Source organism: Allofrancisella frigidaquae (assembly GCF_012222825.1).
Taxonomy (GTDB): domain Bacteria; phylum Pseudomonadota; class Gammaproteobacteria; order Francisellales; family Francisellaceae; genus Francisella; species Francisella frigidaquae.
The window spans coordinates 13072-34254 of the sequence record NZ_CP038017.1 but is presented as its reverse complement, the minus strand read 5'-3'; the positions used below and the strand labels follow the sequence as shown (position 1 = coordinate 34254).

Genomic DNA, 21183 nt, shown 5'->3' with positions numbered 1-21183 from the left:
TTTTTTTGAAAAAAGTGGATAATAACTTTGTTTTTCAGACCATCTCACATTTAAGGACAAGATGAAATCTTTAAAAATACTCATTGACCATGAGAAAGCTTGGTCACCTTACTATCCAACAGAAAATTTAATAACTATAGATAAATATCTACAAAACATAAGTCAAAAGCCAAGCTATATAATCAATCTATCAGAAAAAATCGCTTACTTAGAACAAGGATATTATGCTTGCCTATTAGCCAAAGCTAACAATGATACAATAATCCCAAATGTAACAACTCTTAACAACATAAAACATTTTGAAGAAATACACCTTGCTGAACTTGCTCTAAAAATAAATCATAATGCTCTTAACCATATTACTAAAAACAATATCTTGGATATTATGATCTTTTTTGGAACCACGAATATAAAAGGATTTGAAAAAATAGCTAAAAAAATATTTGAAATGTACCCAGCCCCATTACTATCAGTAAAACTAGAGAAAAGGGATTCTTCGTGGCATTTCAGAAATCTAGAGATAGCTAATATAGGCTCATTAACTGACCAAGAGCAAAGTCTATTTGCTGAAGCACTAAATAATTTTAGTACGAAAGTCTGGCGTAAAAAGAGAAATAAAAAAACTTATCAATATGATCTTGCTATTTTGCATGATCCCAATGAGATTCTTCCGCCTAGTGACCCTAAAGCATTAAAAAACTTCAAAAGAGCTGCTAATCAATTAGGAATATATGTAGACATGATTACCCAAGATGACTATATGAAGTTACTTGAGTATGATGGTTTATTTATTAGAACAACAACTTCTATTAATCACTATAGTTATAGATTTGCTAAAAAAGCTGAAGATAATAACCTAGTTGTTATAGATGATACAAAATCCATAATTTGTTGTACAAATAAAGTTTATCTACATAATTTACTAGTCAAAAATAAAATACCAACTCCTGAAGCCCGATTAATTTTTAAAGATAATACTTTACCTTTAGAGGAATTGGTTGCTGAGCTAAGCCTGCCAATAGTACTTAAAATCCCAGATGGATCATTCTCAAAAGGTGTAAATAAAGCTTCAACTATTGAAGAATTACAGGAAATTTTAGAAAATATGTTTCAACAATCTTCTATAATCATTGCTCAGAAATATTATTATACAGAGTTTGATTGGCGTATAGGTATACTAAATAGTAAGCCTATTTATGCTTGTAAGTATTATATGGCAAAAGGACACTGGCAAATAACTAATCACAGTAAAAAATCTACTCAACATGGTAGTACAGAAGCTTTTGCTATACATCAAGTTGAAAAATCTATAATAAAAACTGCTATTAAAGCTGCAAAGACTATTGGTAACAGTTTATATGGTATAGATATCAAAGTAGTCAATGGTAAACCTATAATTATAGAAATTAACGATAACCCATCTATTGATTCTGATATAGAGGATGCTTATATTGGTGAGCAACTTTATTCGACTATAATGTTAGAATTCCTAAATAGGATGAATTATAAGAAACTACCTTATGCAAATTTATAAAGCTAGCTTAAATGATTTAAAATCGCTTGTAGAATTAGAGGATTCTATTTTTAATAGTGATCAAATATCTAAAAGACAATTTAAATACAATATAAAAAAACAGAAACTATTTTTTGTTGCTAAGGTAAATGATCAGTTAGCTGGCTATATACTTTGCTTTGAATACAAAAAAAGTATAAGAATATACTCTCTAGCTGTAAATGAAAAATTCCAAGGTAAGGGTATTGGGAAAAGCTTACTTAACTATTTAATAACTAACTCAACAAAAAATATATATCTTGAAGTAAATGTAAATAATTCAAACGCTATAGCTCTTTATGAAAAACTAAATTTTATTATTTACAAAACTATTTTAAACTACTATCAAGATGGTGATTCAGCTTATAGAATGGTTCTAAGCAGAAGTTAGATACTCTTCCAGTAAATCTGGAATTTTCTCTACATTTAGAGATATTATTTTGTGTCTAGATGTTATACCTTTAACTATAGCTATATCTTTCTTTTTAACATTAAAATGCTTTGATAAAAAATCTATCACAGCTTTATTTGCTTTACCATCTACAGCAGGAGACGATATTTTTATTTTTAAAGAACCATTATGTTCACCACAAACTTCAGATTTTGAGGAGTTAGGTTGGATATATACAGATATTTTATACATCTAGCCTACGAGAGAGAATAACTGTACTAACACACTTTGCAAGAAAATTTGGATACAAAATAGACTTAATAGTACAATAATAGGCGAAAAGTCAAAACCTGATCTAGGTTTTATTAATTTTCTTGCTCTTGCTAGTAAAGGTTCTGTAACTTGAAATATTATTATAAACAGAGGATTGTATCCTCCGTGAATAAACCAACTAGCGATAGCTCTTATTATTATTAAATAAACGTACATATTTATAACAGCAAACACTATATCTAGGACTGGTTTAGCAACTACAAATACTAAGCTTACATCAAAACCCTTTAGTAAAGCTAAAAGCAAATTCTGTACAATAAAAACAAAATACGTAGCGACTATACATGACCAATCTAAACCAAAAAACCCAGGCACAAGCTTTCTGACAGGAAGAATAATAATATTTGTAGCTCGCATGACTAGCTGGCAAATAGGGTTATGAAAATCAGCTTTCACCCACTGTAAAAAAAATCTAAATAAGAGAATAAAAGCATATAAACCAAAAACAATATTTATAAGAAATTCTGCGACATTTACTATACCACTTAGCATTATACGTTAACTCCAATCTTGCATTTTACAATTTTAAATATTCTAATGCTGCAACTACAGCTTCAACCTGTGCTTGTATACATTCATCAGGATTAGTTTTAGGGCTATCTGGATAAACTTCCGTTGTCGTTGTATATTTAGCATCAGTAAATGACATACAAAGCTTTGAACCTGCTGAATCACATTGTGTTAAACCATCAACAACTGCTATCTCCCCAGAGATTTGTCCTTTCTCATCAATTTTTGCTAGATGGGTAACCTTAGCTACAGCAGATATTATGTACTCTTGAAAATTTTTTTCTAATTTGTTTTGGTTCGCTACTAGATAAAATCCATCTGTTATACCCCATTTATCAATCACTATAGCATCTCTAGCAGCTAGTGCTGGTCTAAACTGGCTATCATCGGTATCTGTAGTCTCATGTAAGTCTATATGCATAGATATATCTACACCAAGAGAAAATACATATTCCATAGCCTCAGTAGCTTCTGGAGAGGCACTACCTAAATAAAAAGAACGGTTTGGATCTACAGCATCTGGATTCCAACGGTTGATAGTCTCATAACCCCATGGACTAATACACGGTAAAATTATGATGTTAAAATATTTTGAATACTCTAAAGCTCTTGTTTGCGCGAAGTTAATAGCTCCTTGGACGCCACTTGTCTCATAACCATGCACTCCACCAGTTACTAACACATATGGCTTTGAATCATCCCAGTTTTTTGTTTTTATAGCATATAAGTCATATTTACCTACTAAATACTCTAACTTGCCATATATTTCTATATCAAAGTCTTTAACTAGCTCTTTTATCTTAGTAACCACTTCTTCATGGTAAGAACGCTTAATCTTTTGTTCTGCTAACCACCGTTTTTTTTCTACCTCGCCCCACTTTTGACCTAAGGTACCGATATGATAATGTTCCATAATTTTGATATTAACTAGTTCAATTCTATAATTATCTAATTATATATTATTTTACCAAGACATCAGAGAAATTATTTGTAGCGGAAATTTATTAAGAATTTTTATGGCTGGGCTACCAGGATTCGAACCTGGGAATGACGGGATCAAAACCCGTTGCCTTACCGCTTGGCGATAGCCCAACAGAAGCTAACCTAAAAGTTAGTAGACATAGTTTAATGTCTTAACTAGCCACTTGTCAAGAGGTTTATTGATTTTTGTTGCAAGTTGCTGCAATCGTGCCTTATCATCTGAGAATAAATAAAAACATGAGCCTGTTCCTGTCATTCTAAAATTAACGTCTAAACTTTTAAGATAACTCTCAAATTCTGGATAATTTGCGAAAAATACTTTCTCAAAAGCATTTTGCATAATGTCACTATCAAATTCTAAGTCTTTTGACAGTAGTTTAGAACTTTTAACAAGTTTTTTACTACTAAAAAACTCCTTTGTACAAATATGAATATTTGGCTTAACTAACAGTATAAACTTAGTATCAAAATCCTTTGGGTACAATACTTCGCCAACCCCCTCTGCCCACGCAGAACGACCATATAAAAAAATTGGCACATCTGCACCAAGCTTTACCGCCAAACTTATCATTTCTGAATTTTTAAGCTCTGGTGCATAGTGATCACGCATAGCAATAAGAGTGGTTGCTGCATTTGAACTACCACCGCCTAGGCCCGCGCCCATTGGGATATTTTTAACTACATCAATATCAACACCAATACGTTGCACACCATAGGTTTGTTGAAAGGTTTTAATTGCCTTAAAAATCAAATTATCCTCTCTTGAGGATATTGCAACGTCACTTGTTATATTTATGTTAGTTGAGTTGTTAAAACTAAATTTTAGCTGATCTTTCAAATCCACAAAAGTAAACCAAGTTTGTAAATTATGATAACCATCTTCACGCTTATTAAGTACATGCAAAAATAGGTTTATCTTTGCGAAACTGTTGTATGCTTTAGGTTTTATAGTCGCCATGATTTTATAACTACTTTTAGTAAAATATCACCTCTAGACATCTTAAATTTTGTTGGAAGTGGATATTTTTGATCTATTAACTCATAACCTTGATAACTTATTTTCCAACCTTGTTGCGAAAGTTCTCCTGCTAGATTATTAGCTTTTAATTTTAAGTTTGCCGGAGTTTGTGGTACAGCTATAGCTTTGATCCAATATTTTAACCCATCTAATGGAACATACCAACCCAACTCATCTAACATAAGTGTTTTAACATCTTTAGCTTCAAGGATTTCACCTTTGCTGTTTTTTAAAATAACCTTGTTTTTGTCACCTGAAATCTCTACTTTCCCAACACCTAAAGGTCCATAGAGGCTCATAATAAAGTTATCCTTATCTTGAGAATATGTATAATTAGCAGAATCAGCTTTATTATTATAAATAATACCTATCACGCCACTAACTTGCCATTTAACAAGATCTAGCAATTGTGAATCTAACTTAGCTCTATCAAACTTTTTATGTGCATCTATAGTATTTGTATCCAAAGTAGAGCATGCGACCAATAGAGTCGATAATATAAAAAATGTAGCAAACTTAAATTTCTGCTTTATATCTATTTTTAATCGTAACATAATGATTTGCATTTTCTATAATATCTTGTTTTTCTTTTTCACTTAACTGGCGGATTTTCTTTACTGGTGAACCTAAATACATGTATCCTGATTCTAACTGTTTTCCGGGAGGGACTAAACTTCCAGCACCAACCAAAACATTTTCACCAACAATAGCGCCATCTAAGACTATAGCTCCCATACCTATCAATGAGTTATTCCCTATATGGCAACCATGTAATACTACCCCATGACCTATAGTCACATAATCCCCTATTTTTAGATCATAACCTTCACCAGAGTCTTTTGGATATTCCGTAGTGTGCAAGGTACTGCAGTCTTGAACATTACTACATTTTCCTATCGTTATTTTTAACAGATCTCCTCTAACACTTACTTGCGGCCAAATAGAAGCTTCTGCCTTTATAACTACATCACCTATTACAGCAGCTGATTCATCTATATATGCTGACTCTACAATTTCAGGATACTTACCATTAAAAGCTCTTATACACCTAGACATAATTGCTCTTTGTTTTTATTATCATCTTTTAATGATACCAAACTATAACTTTCTGATTTAATCTTTTTATCCTTAAAAAAAGGTTGAACATAGCCATTACTATCAATAGTAAATAAAGGAATAGCATTAGTATTGTCGACAAAAAAATTCTCTAGCGTGTAGTTAGGAGTTATATTAGTGCTTCTAATTTTAGCTCCTTGATTTAGTCTCTCAATTAATACATTAAAGTCTATTCCTTCATCAAATAGTAAGGTAGCTAAGTTAGTCTCTATAGAGCCTATACCTTTATAACTTTCTTTTTGCGATGCTCTTAGCACATATGTGTTATTTGCACCAAATTCATATTTATATTTCATTGCTGAAACAGCATTTACATATTCACTGGTAGATAAGCCTAACATAGCACCTATCCCAACTAAGCTAATACTCCAATCAGCATGGACTGACACTGGGCTTCCATAATAAGTATTTAATCCTAATTGTCGACATTTTTGTACATTTGTCCAAGATGAATCTGTGATCAACACCTCAATGTCATTTTTAACAAAAACTTCGGCAAGTTCACGCGCAAACCTATTTCCACCGATAATTAAAAAGCCTTTACCTTCTGGTTCAGTAACCTTAAGTAACTTAGAAATAAAAGGCGCAAATACACTTTGAAAAATTACTGTAAAAACGATGATCATAAACACAAAAAATACTAATGTGTTAGCTTCATCATATAACTCTGGTTGCGTTTTAATTATTTTAACAGATGCTAATGCTGCTACTGAAGCTGCTACTATACCACGTGGATATATCATTCCCATAACAAACCTTTCGCTTAAAGAGGTTTTTGAACGAAATGTGCATAAGTAAACAACTAAAGGACGTAATACAAACTGTAAAAAAATAAAAACTTCTATTAAAGAAAGCCAATATTCTATTACTAAACTAAAATCAATTTCTGCACTAAGTACAATAAAAAGTATAGATATAATCACTATACTAAGGTTTTCCTTAAAAGAAACTATATCAGACATCCGAATGTCTTTCATATTAGCCATAACTAGACCAGCTACAGTAACCATCAAAAGTCCAGCACCATGCATGATGCTGTCTGATACAATAAAACCAACAACAACTACTGCTAAAACAAAGAAACTTTTAAGATACTCCGGGATATAGTGCCTCTTAAAACTAACGCCTATTAGATACCCTACAATAAAACCTATTACAACACCAAGTACGCAAACAAATATTATATAGGCAATAAATAGCCCTATACTATTTACCTCACTAGAAAAACCACCACCAATAACAAACCATGAGAGCATAAAAACTACAACTAATGCGCCTATAGGATCTACTATTATAGATTCCCATTTAAGGATATTTGCAATATGGCGCTTTGGACGAACAGCTCTCATTAAAGGAGGAACAACTGTTGGGCCACTTACACAAGTAACTCCTCCTATTAATAATGACAATTCCATATTCAAGCCTACAATATAATGGCAAAACCAGGCTGTAAAAACTACTGTTAAACCCAATCCTACTGTTACCAATAAAAAAACGACTCTACTAACATTTTTTATTTTATTAAAATTAAGTGATAAGCTTCCCTCAAATAATATAATTGACACACAAATTGAGACAAATGGCGAAAGGGCCTCCCCAAATATAACATCACCATCTACTAACTTAAAACCCATAGGAAATGCCGCTTCAGATATTGGACCAAGAATGATTCCACTTAAGATCAGAAAAAGGATAGATGGAAGCTTAAGTCTCCATGATAAATATTGTGATACTATTGCAAAAAGCAATATCAAACCCGCTGCTAACAATATATAATTAGATGAGTGTAAAAATAGCTCGATATTATTACTCAAGTTTTAACCTTAGAATATAATAAAAGACTTAAGATATTATATGATATATATAACTTTATCAATACTTTACGATAGTACTATAAGGTCAAATAAAAAAAGCCAAAACCCAGCAATTTACAATAAATTTTATAACCTTATTAATTCAAAATATAGCTAAATTATTTTATATAAAAAACAATAATTTTAAAAAAGTTTTACTAATAAATAATTAAATATAAGATTATACGTAAACTGATAAATCTAAAGTTATTGTATTCATGTGTTCGCCATTATATAGTTCTTGGTAGGAATATTCTGGACCCAACAATACATTGTCATCAAAATATGATCTTTGGGCTGAGAAAATAAGTTGATTCCTAATACCAGAAGAGGTTTTACCAAACGTTGGTGATGCGTTAGACAAAGGCATAGGAATATTTGCAGCATTGTAAGATTGGCCATAAGTAACGTTAAAGTTGGTATTTTTACCTGCTAGAGTTAAAGCATACACCAAACCAGCATACCAAGCACCTGTATTAACATTTGTACCATTCTTATTGAAATCTTCTGCGGTAGTTGTTGATGACCAACCACCTTGTATCTGCCAGATACCCCCAAGCATAGCATACGCTAAGTTAGCGTCAAAGTTAATAACACCTATATTTTCATTTTCTCTACCAACACTTTTTAAGAATTGTGGAATACTACTATTTCCAGCTCCAGCTATATTAAATACGTAGCCAGCATTAAAACCGGCTGATAAATTTTCTGTTAGAGCATCAGCATAAAATAAACCTGTTGAGAAGTTTGCTCGTTTATCATCAGAACCAAAAACAGCAACGTTAGCGTTGATAGTATCTGTTTTATAGTTAACTGATACGTTAGTTACCTTATCTGGGGATAAAAATTCATCAATAATACCACTACTCCAAGGTCCTCCACCACCGTAAGATCCTACCGATAACTTACTTCTACCAGCCGTTATGAAAAACGGTGAAGTATCTAGATTACCAAAAATTACAAAAGCATTACCTAAGCCAAAGCCACCTGATTCATTTGTGTCAAAATCAAACTGTGCTGTTACATAATGTCCTAAGTTTGAAAGGAAGTATAACTTAGCATTAGTTAAATATATATTTTCACCTGTCGCTGAAAAGTTAGTTCCTGATATTCTCTGGATTGAACTACCAAACCAAGTCTGAGCATCAGCTTCTATATAGCCACCGAAGAATACTGAATAATCATCAAACTTATCTCTTTGACCTAACAGTGTAGAAGCAAAAAGGTTTGAAGATATCATCCCGACTGGAATTGTGTTATTACCAGAATAAGAACCTAGATAACTTACTTGACCTCGAGTTGTAATTGCTGGTGTACCACCAACGTCAATACCATTATTTGAAGCAAATACCCCTCCACTTTGACTACCACTAACCTCTATAGAATTTCCTTGAGTTATGCTTAAAGAGATATCTTCTGGGTCTATTTCACTAGTTTTAAGGGTTCCAAGATCCAAATAGTTTTCTGTTGATCCCAAATTACCACCTACTTTAGAGCTATACGTAGCAAACTGTGAGCTACCACCAGAGGTGTTTCTAATATTACCTTGCTGAGATTTAAGTTGATTTACTTGTCCTTGTAATAGTTGAACTTGAGCTTGTAATTGCAGCAAAAGCTCTTTTTCATTTAGGTGTTGTGGCGTTGATGTAGAACTGCTTTCAGAAGAAGAACCTGTCAAACTAAGATCTTGTTGCCCAATACTTGTAGCTCCAAGAGGCCCACCTTGCGAAACTACCTCAGTATTTTGCTCAGCGTATAAGTTAGTTCCAAAAATCAAACTTAAAAAAGCTATTTTGAGCATTTTACTTTTAAAAGTATAAGACATAAACCACCTTTTTTTTAAAAACTTCAACGTGTATACAGACAAATCTGAACACTAATTTACAGACTTTTAATAATATACTCAAATAAAAGCAAATTAAATAAAAATAACCCAGCAAAAAATAGTTTTGTTTATAGGACCGTTACAAGCTAGAGTTAGACAGATGATGACAAGGCATTTAACTTGATTAAGTAACCATTACATTTTTTTGATATACTCAACAGCGTTCTCGTCTAAAGAAAGCATACCTATGTTTGAATCGTAGAAGATAAGTTCAGCGTAACGCGCCCAATCGATAAATGTATCAAATACACGTGCAGCAACATCCGCTGGAAAGTAATCGTCTAATTCTGCAAGAAACCTACTTTTCGGTGCTGAATTAGATTCTCTATCATGTAAAACCTTAACTACATGCCTTGCTAGTGGTATATATTTTAAAAACAATCTACCAAATATAAATTTTCTCTCATCAATATTTGAATCAATAAATTTGCGTCCCATAGCTGTCATTTTAATATCACCATCAGAAACTTCTGCAAATCTTAAAATAGATAATATCTCAATAATTGGGAATAAATCATCAATATCAAGATGTAGCTCATCTGCTAATTGTGATAAATCTATAGCATCAGCGTTTTTAATATCAGACATTTGATCTAAAAGACCATTCATTTCTGATATATCAACGTCAGGTATACGATAACCTATCGTCATTGCTGTTTTTTTATTCATCCGCTCTGTAAGCTCTTTAGTTTGGGCTGTAGTCATCATCCTATAAACCTCATCTACCAAATCTGCCACAGCAGGATCTTGGGAACTTCTTGGATGAGGAATATTAACTTTTAACTCGCCCCGTATAAAGCCAGGATTACTACCAAATATAATAATCCTATTAGCAGTTAATACTGCCTCTTCAATACTATGAGTCACATATAAAATACCTTTCATAGCGTCATTAGTTTCCCAAAGCTCTAACAAGTCTTCTCTTAGATTTTCAGCTGTCAAAATATCTAAAGCTGAAAATGGCTCATCCATTAAAAGTACATCAGGTTCTAGTACCAAAGCTCTAGCAAAACCAACTCTTTGTTTCATACCACCAGAAAGCTCTTTAGGATAAGCGTTTTCAAAACCATCAAGCCCAACCATATCAATAGCCTTTAAAGCTCTTTCTCTACGCTCTTGTGAGCTTATATTGCGAGCTTCTAGACCTAACTCAACATTTTGCAACACTGTAAGCCATGGCATAAGAGCAAAACTTTGAAAAACCATCGATATATCAGGAACTGGAGCTGAAACCTTTTTACCTCTGTATAAAACTTCTCCTGTAGTAGGGCTTAACAAGCCAGCTATAATTCTTAGTAAAGTAGATTTTCCCGAGCCAGATTTCCCCAGTAAAGCGACAATTTCTCCTTCATACAATGTGAAATCTATATTATCTAAGACCTTTAGTAAGTGCTCTTCTTTAATCAAGAAGCTCTTACTTACATTTCCTACTGAAATTATTTGCTTGCTCATTTATTTTATCCCCTATACTACATATTCATACTGAAGCGATTTTCTGCATAGCTATAAAGTCTTCGCCAAAAAAGCTTATTTGAAGACACTACTAATATGCTCATCACAATAACACCCAAAAGTACATTAGCTGTATGATCTCCCTGTATATTAGTATATTTAGTAATGTAGCTACCTAAACCTGCAGCCTGTATAACTGTATCCTTACCCCAATTTATATACTCACATACTATACTTGCATTCCATGCACCTCCGGCAGCAGTTATAGCCCCTGTTACATAATACGGCATAACAGCTGGAAAGAGAAATCTTCGCCACTTAGTCAACCCCTTTAACTGCATATTTCTTGCAGCAAGTTTTAGCTCTTCTGGCACTGCCGAAGCTCCTGCAATTACATTAAATAAAATATACCACTGTGTACCAAGCGCCATTAGTAAGATACACCAGATATTAAAATTCAAATTGAAAGTAATTACTAAAGTACCAAACACACCATAAAGTACATTTACTGGAAAAGCTGCTGCCATTTGTGCATATGGTTGCACTTTTTGGGCTATTTTAGGACGCATACCAACCCACACACCTATTGGAACCCATATAATAGAAGTTATTAATATCAAAACAACTACCCTTAAACCAGTAAAAAGTCCACCATACAAAGCCTCAAAAGCATCAGGTAAGCAAACATTGCCTTTAACAAAGATAGTTTCATAAGCAAAATATAAAAGAGCTAATACAGCTAATGATATAAAGCCAGACCATATAACCTTCTGCAACATAGTTTCTTTTTTATCTTCTTTCTTATGTTTTTTTTGATTAAAGGCTTTAGTTAGGTCTTTTTTAAAAAAGTTGTTATTAATAATCTGTCCTATAATTTTACCAACTAAGCCTGTAAAAAATTTTATAGCTAAAGATTTTTGTAAAATTTTAAGAAACCAAGATTTAGTATGTACTTCGGTCTGGTTCTCTCCTAGCATAAATTTCTCTGACCATGCAACCAAAGGTCTAAATAAAAGCTGGTCGTATAAAATTATAGTTACAAGCATAGTAATAATTGCTGCAGCAACTGCTATAAAATCTTGAGCATTATTTGCTGCATCAATAAATGAACCTATCCCTGGTAAATTCACGAAAATTGATTGAGAGGCACCAAAATTAACGACTATAGTTTCAGAAGCAACTATCATAAACCAAGAGGCTGACATTGACATCATAGTATTCCATACTAAACCTGGCATAGAAAAAGGAACTTCAAGTTTCCAAAATTTTTGCCATGCTGATAACTGATACATATCAGCTGCTTCCTTTAGCTCTTTAGGTATGGTTTTTAATGACTGATAAAAACTTAAAATCATATTCCATACTTGAGCAGTTATAATCCCAAATATAACTGCTGACTGAGCCCCCCATAAAGAACTAGGAAAGAGCACTAAAAACCCTGTTACTGTAATAGCAAAAAAACCAAGTATTGGTATTGATTGTAATATATCAACAGCTGGTATTATTATACTTTCTGCTCTTTTACTTTTTGCTGCCCATGTACCAAATACAAAAGTTATTAGCAAAGAAAAAGCTAAACCAATAAACATACGTATAGTTGTTTCAGCGGTATAATAAGGCAATAACCACAAACTTAGCGAAATTTCTGAATACTTTCGTACGCTTGCTTGATCAGTATAATCAACAGCCCCACCTAGCCCAGATGTTGACCATACAAATATACATAAAATCAACAAGATGATTGACAAAGCTAGAATGTCCCACTTGGTTTTAGAAACTCTCGTTGACATATTTGCAGTATACAATCTTTTCATATGCCAGCTACCTTTATTTTTGACAACAAGCCTTAGTATATGCCATTTAAGTTTTTTTTTGTATTATTAATTTGGCCTAATTTTTGTTAAAATCTAGCCAGTTAGTATTTCTAAAAAGCACTAAAAAAAATGAAAAAAGAGCAAAAAATTATTAAAGTAAAAAAAGGTGAAAGAGTTTGTTGCCCAACTAAATATCATGAAAATTGGGATTTGCATCCAAGAGTGTTTATAGATCTTAAAGATAAAAAATCAAATACTTGCCCATATTGTGGTACGGTTTTTAAAATTGAAAAATGATTCAACTTCTTGATACTCCTAGCTGACTCTAATCAAAAAGTTTTAACTTATAGTGGTTAATACTCACTCTGTCGTATTTTTTGGTAGTGTTTTTATATTACTCAAAATTAGATCCTCTAAACTATAAATATCTGTGATGTCATCGTCAATTTTATTAGCATCACCCTCATCACCTATATCTATTCCTAAATATACCCTACCGTTCATGTTTATAGCATAAAAGGCTACTGGTTGATTATACTTATTTGAAAAAGCCCAAACTCTAGATTTATTATCTCCATAATCACTTGCTTGAAGCTTAAATTCTTTAGGATTATTTTTTATAGTCTCTCTGATAGCATCATACAGCTGTTTAACTGTGATTCCTTCTTGCAGCTCTAGACTATGAAGTCCAGCATCAGCATCAAAAATATCGTCATGAGTCACAAAACTTCCTGTAACCACTGGTATACAACCACTTAAAATTAAGCCTATCAAGAACATTAAGGTAGCTATACTTTTTTTCATTTATATATCCCTACTACTAAATAAAATGCTACAACCACTGCAAATAATGAAAAAATTACACTTGCTAGAATATATCCAAATGCTAGAAAACCTTCACCTCTTTGTAGTAAGTTTAGTATATCTAAACTAAAGCTAGAAAAAGTTGTAAACCCTCCTAAAAAGCCCGTTACAAGTAGAGCTCTGGTATACGCAGATATATCTTCATTAAACAAGTTTGTTTTTATTAAAAACGCAGCAATTAAACCGATAAAAAAAGAACCTATAATATTACATAAAAAGACACCTACAGGAATCTGTTTAGATATGCTAGCACTAGCTTGAGTTACCAAAAACCTAGCTATAGCACCAAGCCCACCACCAAGGCCTACTAATAATACCATTAGTCTCATTTAATTCTCCAATATTCCATACGCCCCTAATTCTATCATTTCTTGAGCTAATAATTTACCTAAACTTTCAGGGTCTGCTCCACTTTTTGACCTTCTTATAATTTTTTTACCATCACTACTAGCTACCATTGCTTGCAATGTTATTTTTTGATTCTCTACAATTGCATAAGCACCTATAGCAACATGACATCCTCCTTTTAACTCTTGGTTAAAAGCTCGTTCTGCTTTAGCAGCAAGAAAACTAGTTTCATCATTAAGTTTTTTTAACTCAGCCAAAAGCTTTTTATCTTTTTCTAGGGCTTCTATTGTAACTACACCTTGACCAACAGCAGGTAATGATATCTCTATAGGTATGTATTGGGTAATTCGAGTCTGTAAGCCTAATCTAATAAGCCCAGCACTAGCTAATATAATAGCGTCATAATCATTATTATCTAATTTAGATAATCTAGTTTGAACATTACCTCTTAGATCTTTGATGACCAAATCTTTTCTATAGTTAAGCAGTTGAGCTTTACGACGTAGACTAGAAGTCCCAACAACCGCTCCTTTAGGCAAATCGTCTAACGATGTATATTTATTTGCAACAAACGCGTCTCGCGGATCTTCTCTAGGCATAAAACTTGCTAAACAAAATCCTGCTTGAAGCTCATAAGGAACATCTTTTAAAGAATGTACTGCGATATCAGCTTGATTGTTTTGCATAGCTACTTCTAGTTCTTTCATAAATAAAGCTTTACCACCAATTTTATTTAGAGGCTTATCTAAAATAATATCCCCTTGAGTCTTCATTGTGACTATTTCGCATGAGATACCTAATTTATTTTGTATTTCAGATTTAACAAACTTAGTTTGCCAAAGAGCTAGTTTACTTTCTCTACTTGCTATTATGATTTTTTTATTCATACATTAAATACTTGCGATATATAATTAGATATATCATTTATTTCTTCCATACACACACTATGCTGCATACCATTATAAGATTTATACTTAATTTTAAAGCCTTGTGCAGCTAGTTTAGCAGATAGCTCTTGTCCTAAAGCTTCTGGCAAAACTTGGTCATGTGTACCATGACACACCAATACTGGAGCATTTTTGTTAATATCTGTAACATCTTTCTTAAACTCATCCCATGCCGGCAAATATGTTGACAAAGCCATTACTCCACCAAGTTTATGTTTAGTGGTAAGCATTGTATAAACAGCAATAACTCCGCCCTGTGAGAATCCTGCCAAGATAATATTTTCTCCTGCGATTGCTTGAGCAATCTGTTTATCAATTAGAGTATTTAACTTAGCTACTGAATTCTTGATACCCTCAATATCTACAACTCTATTTAAACTATTAGCATCAAGAGATTTAATATCGTACCATGCTGACATTTGCATACCCATATTTATAGTAATTGGCATTATATCAGCATGCGGGAATATAAAACGAATATTATCTAGAGGAATACCTAGAAGATCAACTATATCAACAAAATCATGACCATCAGCACCTAAACCATGTAGCCAAATTACACAATATTTTGGATTTACCCTTGCTTCAACTAGCTCGTAATTCATAAATTCATAAATTTTACAGAACACTGTGTAAGATGATACATTAATTTACATAAAATTTACTCAGATAAATAATTTTTATGCACAAACCTGATTGACGTAATTATAAATTGGACTATCAAAAAAATATTTATCCCTTTAAAAATGTTGTACTTCAAGGATCCTAATTTAGCGCGTGATAAGAAGAAAAGCTCTCCTCTTTATGTGGATAACTATGTTTATATTTATGTAACTTTCTGTGATAAATAGTTATCTTTTTATTTTTTTTATTTTTCTTAAAAGCTTGAAATTACCAGTATATAAGGTTTTTAAAACAAAATATTTGCCAAGGGAAGTAAGAACAACCAACCCATACCTCCCTGTGGATAAGAATGTGTGCTTTTTGTTAAAACCCAGTTAACTATTTTCTAGAACCTTAAAATAAGCTTCCTGATTTACAAGGTTTACTGAGCTATTTTCTAAAACTAAAGTGCTATTTAGATCTAGTTTACTATTGACAGATATCTTCTTTGTCATAGCTAATTTCTCTATAGATACTAATACTTTGTTTCTTTCTAGTAACTCTACAACTGTAGCTTTGAATTTCATATTAGGGTTTTGTATTAGATATACTAGCTTCCAATGTAAATTTGAATCTCTTTCAGTTTGCCTGTTTATTCTTATTGGAGTATCTACTTGTGCAATAATTTCATTTACAGTATCAATACTTAATAATTCTTGATGACCTAAAAAACGTCTAATCTGATAGTGAACTAGCAAATCAAGATATCTTCTTAAAGGACTAGTTACTTGTACATAGTTTTCTAAACCCATACCAGCATGCTTATCAGCTTGTGTAGCGTATTTCCCTCTTTGTAACTTTTTCCTCGCAGCGAACATATGCGCTGGCGTTATGAGAGATTCTAACTCTTCTTTAGTAAGTTCATGCTGTGGCTGTGTAGAAAAAGGAACTGCTATATTATGCTCTAGACAAAATTTACCTACAGCGACACCTGCCATAAGCATTGTATCTCTTACTAAAATTCGCGATTCTAGCGTGTGTAAGTCATATATACTAACTCTTTTATCAGCTTCTATCTTAATTTTAGCCTCGGGGAAATTAAGCTCAACTCCTCCTGCTTGTAAACGTTTTTCTGTAAATCTTCTTGCAAACTTTGTAATATCACCAAGCTCAAGGTAACTTATGTTTTCTTCTGCAAACTCATAACTTAACCTAATTACTTTAACTTTACTAAAGCATATTTGTATATCACCTATATCACCATTAGTAGTGATACTAAAGCCAATAGATAAAGCTGGAGATATTTCTTGTAGTCCTAATCCTAAAACTTCCGTAGCTTCAGTTGGAAGCATCGAAATAATTTTCTCAGGAGTATACAAATTTGAACCTCTAGCTCTAGCTTCTAGATCTATTTGCTCACCAAAAGCAATACTTGAAGATGGATCAGCAACATGTACCCATATTTTACTATTTTTAGTGTCCCAGCTTATAGCATCATCAGGGTCATTACTATCTTCATCATCTATTGCATAAGCTTTTAGGTAAGTTAAGTCTACTCTACCAATATCCGAACTAGAGTTATACTCAAACTTTGCTGGGTTATTCTCTAGCTCTGCTTTATACCTGTATAAATATGGATTAATATGCTCATCCCAATAACCTATATCTAAAAGTAGTTTATAAGCACTACTTTCTGATTCTTCTATATTAAGGTACTTAAAAAATCTACAGTTTGGGCTTTTTAATAACGCTAAAGCTTCTATCTCTTTTAGGAATTTTTCATCTTCTTGTAAATATGTTTTATTGTTTAGGCGTGCTATAAAGTTATTAAGCTCTTGTTCTTTTTTGTGTTTTTCTTGCTTTTCTCGAATTATTGTTTCTTTTTGCGTAGGCGAATGTATGTTTACACTAAAATCTTCGTTAAAACTGAAAAACTCTCCTTCTGACACTAAAAGCCAAATCGTATATGCTTGCTTAACTCCTGTAGTTTCAAACAGCAGCTCGCTTAACTCCTCTATTGAAGTTTCTGTTTGCTCTTGCAAAAGCTCCCAAGTTAACTCAAGATCATCAATTTGTAGTTGTTTTAACTCTGCTAACTCAAAGTCGCTCTGTGTATCTATTAAGAATTGGACATTTTTAGGTGGTAATTTTATTTTTTTGCCATCTATGGTTTCTATTTCTATCTTTTTATCTAAAACGTCTATAATCTTAGCTGGTTTAGACTTAAAGATAACTAAGCTATTTTTTTGCATTTTTCTATTCAAGAATATAATTAGTTACCTAACTATAAAACAAGCAACAAGAATTGCAAGTATATACCAAAACTTTAAGCTTTTAATTTGGAGCAATAAAAAATCAACTGATAATACCAAAGTAGCTAGCGATATATTTAAATAATGCTTTATGAACTTGGTATGTCGGATGAACTTTATCAAAAAAAGCAAATTCTTGAGGATTAGCGCATAAAGTTCCTGTCTCTGCCGCTAAGATAGCAGAGGTTATATCAGAATTAAGAGGAATTTTATCCATAACATTTAAATTTAAATCCATATCATTTAATTGTAACTGTCTACTATCATTTTCCTCTATCTCTGGATTTGAAGCTAATAAATTTTTATAAAATTCTTTTTTGTCTAATAATGAATTTAATGCAAAATAAGATCCCAACCAGCAGCTTTTATGTATTTTGTCAGGAGACAGGTTGGTACTATAAGTTTGGTTAAATTTATCTGTATCATTAATTAGAGTATTAAACATTTCATCTAAAGAAAGAAAATCAACATTATCATCCATATCAGCAAACTGCTTGAGATATTCATTATGTAATTTAGAAACTTCTTTTAATAAAGCTTGATTTCCTATTTCTATTGACTCAGGCGTTAAACTTAAATCAGGCAGACCAATAATTAAAGTTTTTGATGCTTTTACTGATTGTATAGCAACCTTTATTTTATCTGTAACTTGTTTTGCTATATCTGGAATTGTACTAGGGTCTTGTGATACATCAATAGTCAAATAATCATTAGCACCAATAAAAAATATAGCGAAAGTTTTGTCAGTATCATGAGCACCTGTATCCACTGAGTATGAGCTAATCTCAGTACCTAATGTATATGGCAATCCAATATCTGTCCATGATGGTTCAAATACAACTGTAGCGCCACCAACCGCATAATTACTTATTTTGATTTTATCTTTTAACGAATTATTTAAAATATCACTCCATACTGCACCGTTAGAAAACATTCCTTTATTGTAAGGGATTGATTTAGGAATTGTACCATTTGTGTAACCATATAAATTCCCATAGTCACTTAAGCTATCACCAAAAATCAATATTCTTTCAACATCTTTTAATTTGCTGCCTCTTATTTCTATTTGAGTTTTACAGGCAGAAACTGTAAATATTGGAATCCTGCGCTTTAATGTAGTAGTGTAGCTATGCCATTCATATGAATAATCACTATTTTGATGTTCTATATTAATATCTCCAATTAAGTTTTTGAAATCTGCGTAGTTTGCAGTAAATCCATTAGTTAAAATATATTGTAAAGAACCACTATCATTTGTAGAATCTAATGAATGGAAATCTATATTTATAGTTGATACATAATTGATTATTTCACTGTTTGTATAATCTCCTATATTTATGTACTCAAAAGGTTCTAATTTTTTGTTTATTATCGTTGCTCCAGAACTATCTCGTGGACGAACATTAAATTCTACAGGTGTTGAACAGTTGTTTTCTAAAATTAGTTCCGAGCGGGCATCTGCTAAACAAATCGAAGGAAGTATAAAGCTAAAACCAATCAAAGCTGAATATAAGCTTCTCTTAACACATAATGTTTTAATCATTTTTTTTCTCATGGTTATTTATCTCAAGATGTAGTTATGTATGAATTTGATTCCAGGTAGTAATTTATTCAGTATTAATATATTGATTTTTTCTAATATATTTACAAATTCAAAACCTGTCCATTGTGATTCTATAGATTCTTAATCTTAAAATCCTAGCATGGCTTCAGGCCACCGTCAAGTTGGCTTTATCGTTGAGGAAGTAATAGCCTTAAAAAGCTTTCAAAATATAAGATATATATGTGAAAATTAGCCGTGTTTTATATATTTGTTAATATCTAACGGTGAAAATTTAATTTTATTACAAAAATATACTTAAAACCACCCCAAAAACACAAATAATGAAAACTTGACTAAACACTCTTTACAGATAAGTTTTGGATCTCTAGAATACTTTCAATTTGTCCATTAACTTTATAAAAGTAAATGATAAACAACTTTTTCAAATACCTTTTTTCTTTAATTCTCATTCATCACAATAAGGTTATTTTATGATATTAGCTAATGATATGACTAACGCATTATTGGTTTTCCCAGATGGCACATACTATTTAGGTAGATCAATAGGGGTACGAGGTTGGACAGACGGAGAAATATGTTTCAATACATCAATGACAGGTTACCAAGAAACCTTAACAGATCCTTCTTATGCTGGACAGATCATTACTTTTACTTTTCCTCACATCGGTAATGTAGGAATCAATAACGAGGATAATGAGTCACTAGGGGTATTTGCTAAAGGGTTAATCGTGCGTGAGAATCTCACAAACCCATCAAATTTTAGAGCTAAAAAAAGTATCGATACTTGGCTAAAAAATAGAAATATCGTCGGTATCTGTGGTGTTGATACGCGTGCAATCGTACGTAAAGTACGCAAAGAAGGTGCTGTAAGAGTAGCGATATTATCAGTTAAGCCAGGTGAATTCCTCGATGCAAACTATGTCAGATCAAGAATCAAAAACAAATCTAACCTTAATGGCAGAGACTTAGCTATAAGTGTCACTACAAATAGAGAATATGACTGGAATGAGCATACTTTCTCACTTGGACAACAAGTATATAAACAACAAGAAAGCTATAAATATAATGTTGTAGTTATCGACTATGGTGTCAAATACAATATCCTAAGAAACCTAGTAGATGCTGAATTTAAAGTAACAGTGGTACCTGCTGATAGTACTTATGAAGACATTATGAAGCATAATCCTGATGGAGTATTTTTATCTAATGGTCCGGGAGATCCATTTGCAACATCTGACTATACTATGCCCGTTATCAAAAAACTTCTAGAAGTCAAAATGCCAATATTTGGTATTTGTTTAGGCAACCAATTATTAGCTCTAGCTGCTGGCTTAAAAACCAAAAAAATGCACAAAGGTCATCGTGGTGTAAACCAACCTGTACTGGATGCTAATACTAAAAAAGTTCTTATCACAAGCCAAAACCATGGCTTTGTGGTTTGTGATGGCAATGTTCCTGATAATATTCAAATTCATATGAGTTCTCTGTTTGATGGTACTGTTGAGGGCTTAAGATTTAAAGATAGACCAGCTTTCGCGGTCCAATACCATCCGGAGAGCTCTCCAGGTCCACATGACTGTAAGTATTTGTTTAATGAATTTGCCAAGATGATAGCAGAAAGTAAAAAAGGGAATTGAAAA

At 32.3% G+C, this 21183-nt stretch carries 20 protein-coding genes and 1 tRNA gene; 4 read left to right on the top strand and 17 right to left on the bottom strand.

Annotation, left to right across the window (positions count from 1 at the left end):
• The first annotated feature begins 61 nt into the window (after positions 1–61).
• Positions 62–1534: a RimK family protein gene (locus tag E3E15_RS00145; protein ID WP_035720608.1), complete on the top strand. Its 1473-nt coding sequence runs from the start codon at positions 62–64 to the stop codon at positions 1532–1534.
• Positions 1521–1943, top strand: a complete 423-nt coding sequence (locus E3E15_RS00140; protein WP_172106146.1) for a GNAT family N-acetyltransferase — start codon at positions 1521–1523, stop codon at positions 1941–1943. Before E3E15_RS00145 ends, E3E15_RS00140 begins: the two co-directional genes overlap by 14 nt.
• On the opposite strand, the gene E3E15_RS00135 is transcribed toward E3E15_RS00140, so the two are convergent.
• The 11 genes from E3E15_RS00135 to E3E15_RS00085 all read right to left on the bottom strand — a co-directional run bounded on the left by E3E15_RS00135 (position 1929) and on the right by E3E15_RS00085 (position 12905).
• The gene (locus E3E15_RS00135) at positions 1929–2195 is read right to left on the bottom strand and encodes a DUF167 domain-containing protein (protein ID WP_172106145.1); all 267 of its coding nucleotides are present in this window, start codon (positions 2193–2195) and stop codon (positions 1929–1931) included. The genes E3E15_RS00140 and E3E15_RS00135 overlap by 15 nt on opposite strands.
• A complete protein-coding gene (locus E3E15_RS00130; protein WP_172106144.1) occupies positions 2196–2768 on the bottom strand; it encodes a YggT family protein in 573 nt (190 codons plus the stop codon).
• A gap of 25 nt (positions 2769–2793) precedes the next feature.
• Positions 2794–3702 carry a M14 family metallopeptidase gene (locus tag E3E15_RS00125; RefSeq protein WP_209451687.1) on the bottom strand — a complete coding sequence of 303 codons (909 nt, stop codon included), beginning with the start codon at positions 3700–3702 and terminating at the stop codon, positions 2794–2796.
• A gap of 101 nt (positions 3703–3803) precedes the next feature.
• A tRNA-Gln gene (locus tag E3E15_RS00120) sits at positions 3804–3878 on the bottom strand.
• Positions 3879–3897: 19 nt separating this feature from the next.
• Entirely contained in the window at positions 3898–4725 is an 828-nt protein-coding gene (ispE, locus tag E3E15_RS00115) for a 4-(cytidine 5'-diphospho)-2-C-methyl-D-erythritol kinase (protein ID WP_035720603.1), read from the bottom strand.
• Positions 4713–5339, bottom strand: coding sequence for a lipoprotein insertase outer membrane protein LolB (gene lolB, locus E3E15_RS00110; protein WP_245313662.1), 627 nt, complete (start codon positions 5337–5339; stop codon positions 4713–4715). Before lolB ends, ispE begins: the two co-directional genes overlap by 13 nt.
• Positions 5302–5841 (bottom strand): gamma carbonic anhydrase family protein, encoded by a 540-nt coding sequence (locus tag E3E15_RS00105; protein ID WP_035720601.1) that lies wholly within the window; start codon positions 5839–5841, stop codon positions 5302–5304. The genes lolB and E3E15_RS00105 overlap by 38 nt, the downstream gene beginning before the upstream one ends.
• Positions 5826–7715, bottom strand: coding sequence for a cation:proton antiporter (locus E3E15_RS00100; protein ID WP_172106142.1), 1890 nt, complete (start codon positions 7713–7715; stop codon positions 5826–5828). The genes E3E15_RS00105 and E3E15_RS00100 overlap by 16 nt, the downstream gene beginning before the upstream one ends.
• 220 nt (positions 7716–7935) lie before the next feature.
• Positions 7936–9579 carry a DUF3573 domain-containing protein gene (locus E3E15_RS00095; protein WP_425352911.1) on the bottom strand — a complete coding sequence of 548 codons (1644 nt, stop codon included), beginning with the start codon at positions 9577–9579 and terminating at the stop codon, positions 7936–7938.
• A gap of 195 nt (positions 9580–9774) precedes the next feature.
• The gene (locus E3E15_RS00090; protein WP_035720598.1) at positions 9775–11091 is read right to left on the bottom strand and encodes an ABC transporter ATP-binding protein; all 1317 of its coding nucleotides are present in this window, start codon (positions 11089–11091) and stop codon (positions 9775–9777) included.
• 17 nt (positions 11092–11108) lie between these two features.
• The gene (locus E3E15_RS00085; protein WP_172106141.1) at positions 11109–12905 is read right to left on the bottom strand and encodes an ABC transporter permease; all 1797 of its coding nucleotides are present in this window, start codon (positions 12903–12905) and stop codon (positions 11109–11111) included.
• Between the two features lie 129 nt (positions 12906–13034).
• On the opposite strand from E3E15_RS00085, the gene E3E15_RS00080 reads away from it, so the two are divergent.
• A complete protein-coding gene (locus E3E15_RS00080) occupies positions 13035–13202 on the top strand; it encodes a zinc-finger domain-containing protein (RefSeq protein ID WP_081835939.1) in 168 nt (55 codons plus the stop codon).
• 63 nt (positions 13203–13265) lie between these two features.
• Here the strand turns inward: E3E15_RS00080 and E3E15_RS00075 are convergent, their stop codons facing one another.
• The 6 genes from E3E15_RS00075 to E3E15_RS00050 all read right to left on the bottom strand — a co-directional run bounded on the left by E3E15_RS00075 (position 13266) and on the right by E3E15_RS00050 (position 19522).
• The gene (locus E3E15_RS00075) at positions 13266–13709 is read right to left on the bottom strand and encodes a hypothetical protein (protein ID WP_035720596.1); all 444 of its coding nucleotides are present in this window, start codon (positions 13707–13709) and stop codon (positions 13266–13268) included.
• The gene (gene crcB / locus E3E15_RS00070) at positions 13706–14098 is read right to left on the bottom strand and encodes a fluoride efflux transporter CrcB (protein ID WP_035720595.1); all 393 of its coding nucleotides are present in this window, start codon (positions 14096–14098) and stop codon (positions 13706–13708) included. Before crcB ends, E3E15_RS00075 begins: the two co-directional genes overlap by 4 nt.
• Positions 14099–15004 (bottom strand): hydroxymethylbilane synthase, encoded by a 906-nt coding sequence (gene hemC, locus E3E15_RS00065; protein ID WP_172106140.1) that lies wholly within the window; start codon positions 15002–15004, stop codon positions 14099–14101. It lies immediately after the preceding gene.
• Complete coding sequence (locus E3E15_RS00060; protein WP_172106139.1) at positions 15001–15669, bottom strand: alpha/beta hydrolase; 669 nt, start codon at positions 15667–15669, stop codon at positions 15001–15003. The genes hemC and E3E15_RS00060 overlap by 4 nt, the downstream gene beginning before the upstream one ends.
• A 393-nt stretch (positions 15670–16062) precedes the next feature.
• Complete coding sequence (locus tag E3E15_RS00055) at positions 16063–17919, bottom strand: RNB domain-containing ribonuclease (RefSeq protein WP_172106138.1); 1857 nt, start codon at positions 17917–17919, stop codon at positions 16063–16065.
• 103 nt (positions 17920–18022) lie between these two features.
• Positions 18023–19522 (bottom strand): SGNH/GDSL hydrolase family protein, encoded by a 1500-nt coding sequence (locus E3E15_RS00050; protein WP_172106137.1) that lies wholly within the window; start codon positions 19520–19522, stop codon positions 18023–18025.
• A gap of 491 nt (positions 19523–20013) precedes the next feature.
• Here E3E15_RS00050 and carA point away from each other — a divergent pair, with 491 nt between their 5' ends.
• Complete coding sequence (gene carA, locus E3E15_RS00045; RefSeq protein ID WP_172106136.1) at positions 20014–21180, top strand: glutamine-hydrolyzing carbamoyl-phosphate synthase small subunit; 1167 nt, start codon at positions 20014–20016, stop codon at positions 21178–21180.
• Positions 21181–21183: the final 3 nt, after the last annotated feature.

What these genes read in the sequence shown, in the direction of transcription:
- E3E15_RS00145 (WP_035720608.1), top strand. Translation starts at nt 62, where the DNA reads ATGAAATCTTTAAAAATACTCATTGACCATGAGAAAGCTTGGTCACCT.
- E3E15_RS00140 (WP_172106146.1), top strand. Translation starts at nt 1,521, where the DNA reads ATGCAAATTTATAAAGCTAGCTTAAATGATTTAAAATCGCTTGTAGAA.
- E3E15_RS00135 (WP_172106145.1), bottom strand. Translation starts at nt 2,195, where the DNA reads ATGTATAAAATATCTGTATATATCCAACCTAACTCCTCAAAATCTGAA.
- E3E15_RS00130 (WP_172106144.1), bottom strand. Translation starts at nt 2,768, where the DNA reads ATGCTAAGTGGTATAGTAAATGTCGCAGAATTTCTTATAAATATTGTT.
- ispE (WP_035720603.1), bottom strand. Translation starts at nt 4,725, where the DNA reads ATGGCGACTATAAAACCTAAAGCATACAACAGTTTCGCAAAGATAAAC.
- lolB (WP_245313662.1), bottom strand. Translation starts at nt 5,339, where the DNA reads ATGTTACGATTAAAAATAGATATAAAGCAGAAATTTAAGTTTGCTACA.
- E3E15_RS00105 (WP_035720601.1), bottom strand. Translation starts at nt 5,841, where the DNA reads ATGTCTAGGTGTATAAGAGCTTTTAATGGTAAGTATCCTGAAATTGTA.
- E3E15_RS00095 (WP_425352911.1), bottom strand. Translation starts at nt 9,579, where the DNA reads ATGTCTTATACTTTTAAAAGTAAAATGCTCAAAATAGCTTTTTTAAGT.
- E3E15_RS00090 (WP_035720598.1), bottom strand. Translation starts at nt 11,091, where the DNA reads ATGAGCAAGCAAATAATTTCAGTAGGAAATGTAAGTAAGAGCTTCTTG.
- E3E15_RS00085 (WP_172106141.1), bottom strand. Translation starts at nt 12,905, where the DNA reads ATGAAAAGATTGTATACTGCAAATATGTCAACGAGAGTTTCTAAAACC.
- E3E15_RS00080 (WP_081835939.1), top strand. Translation starts at nt 13,035, where the DNA reads ATGAAAAAAGAGCAAAAAATTATTAAAGTAAAAAAAGGTGAAAGAGTT.
- E3E15_RS00075 (WP_035720596.1), bottom strand. Translation starts at nt 13,709, where the DNA reads ATGAAAAAAAGTATAGCTACCTTAATGTTCTTGATAGGCTTAATTTTA.
- crcB (WP_035720595.1), bottom strand. Translation starts at nt 14,098, where the DNA reads ATGAGACTAATGGTATTATTAGTAGGCCTTGGTGGTGGGCTTGGTGCT.
- hemC (WP_172106140.1), bottom strand. Translation starts at nt 15,004, where the DNA reads ATGAATAAAAAAATCATAATAGCAAGTAGAGAAAGTAAACTAGCTCTT.
- E3E15_RS00060 (WP_172106139.1), bottom strand. Translation starts at nt 15,669, where the DNA reads ATGAATTACGAGCTAGTTGAAGCAAGGGTAAATCCAAAATATTGTGTA.
- E3E15_RS00055 (WP_172106138.1), bottom strand. Translation starts at nt 17,919, where the DNA reads ATGCAAAAAAATAGCTTAGTTATCTTTAAGTCTAAACCAGCTAAGATT.
- E3E15_RS00050 (WP_172106137.1), bottom strand. Translation starts at nt 19,522, where the DNA reads ATGATTAAAACATTATGTGTTAAGAGAAGCTTATATTCAGCTTTGATT.
- carA (WP_172106136.1), top strand. Translation starts at nt 20,014, where the DNA reads ATGATATTAGCTAATGATATGACTAACGCATTATTGGTTTTCCCAGAT.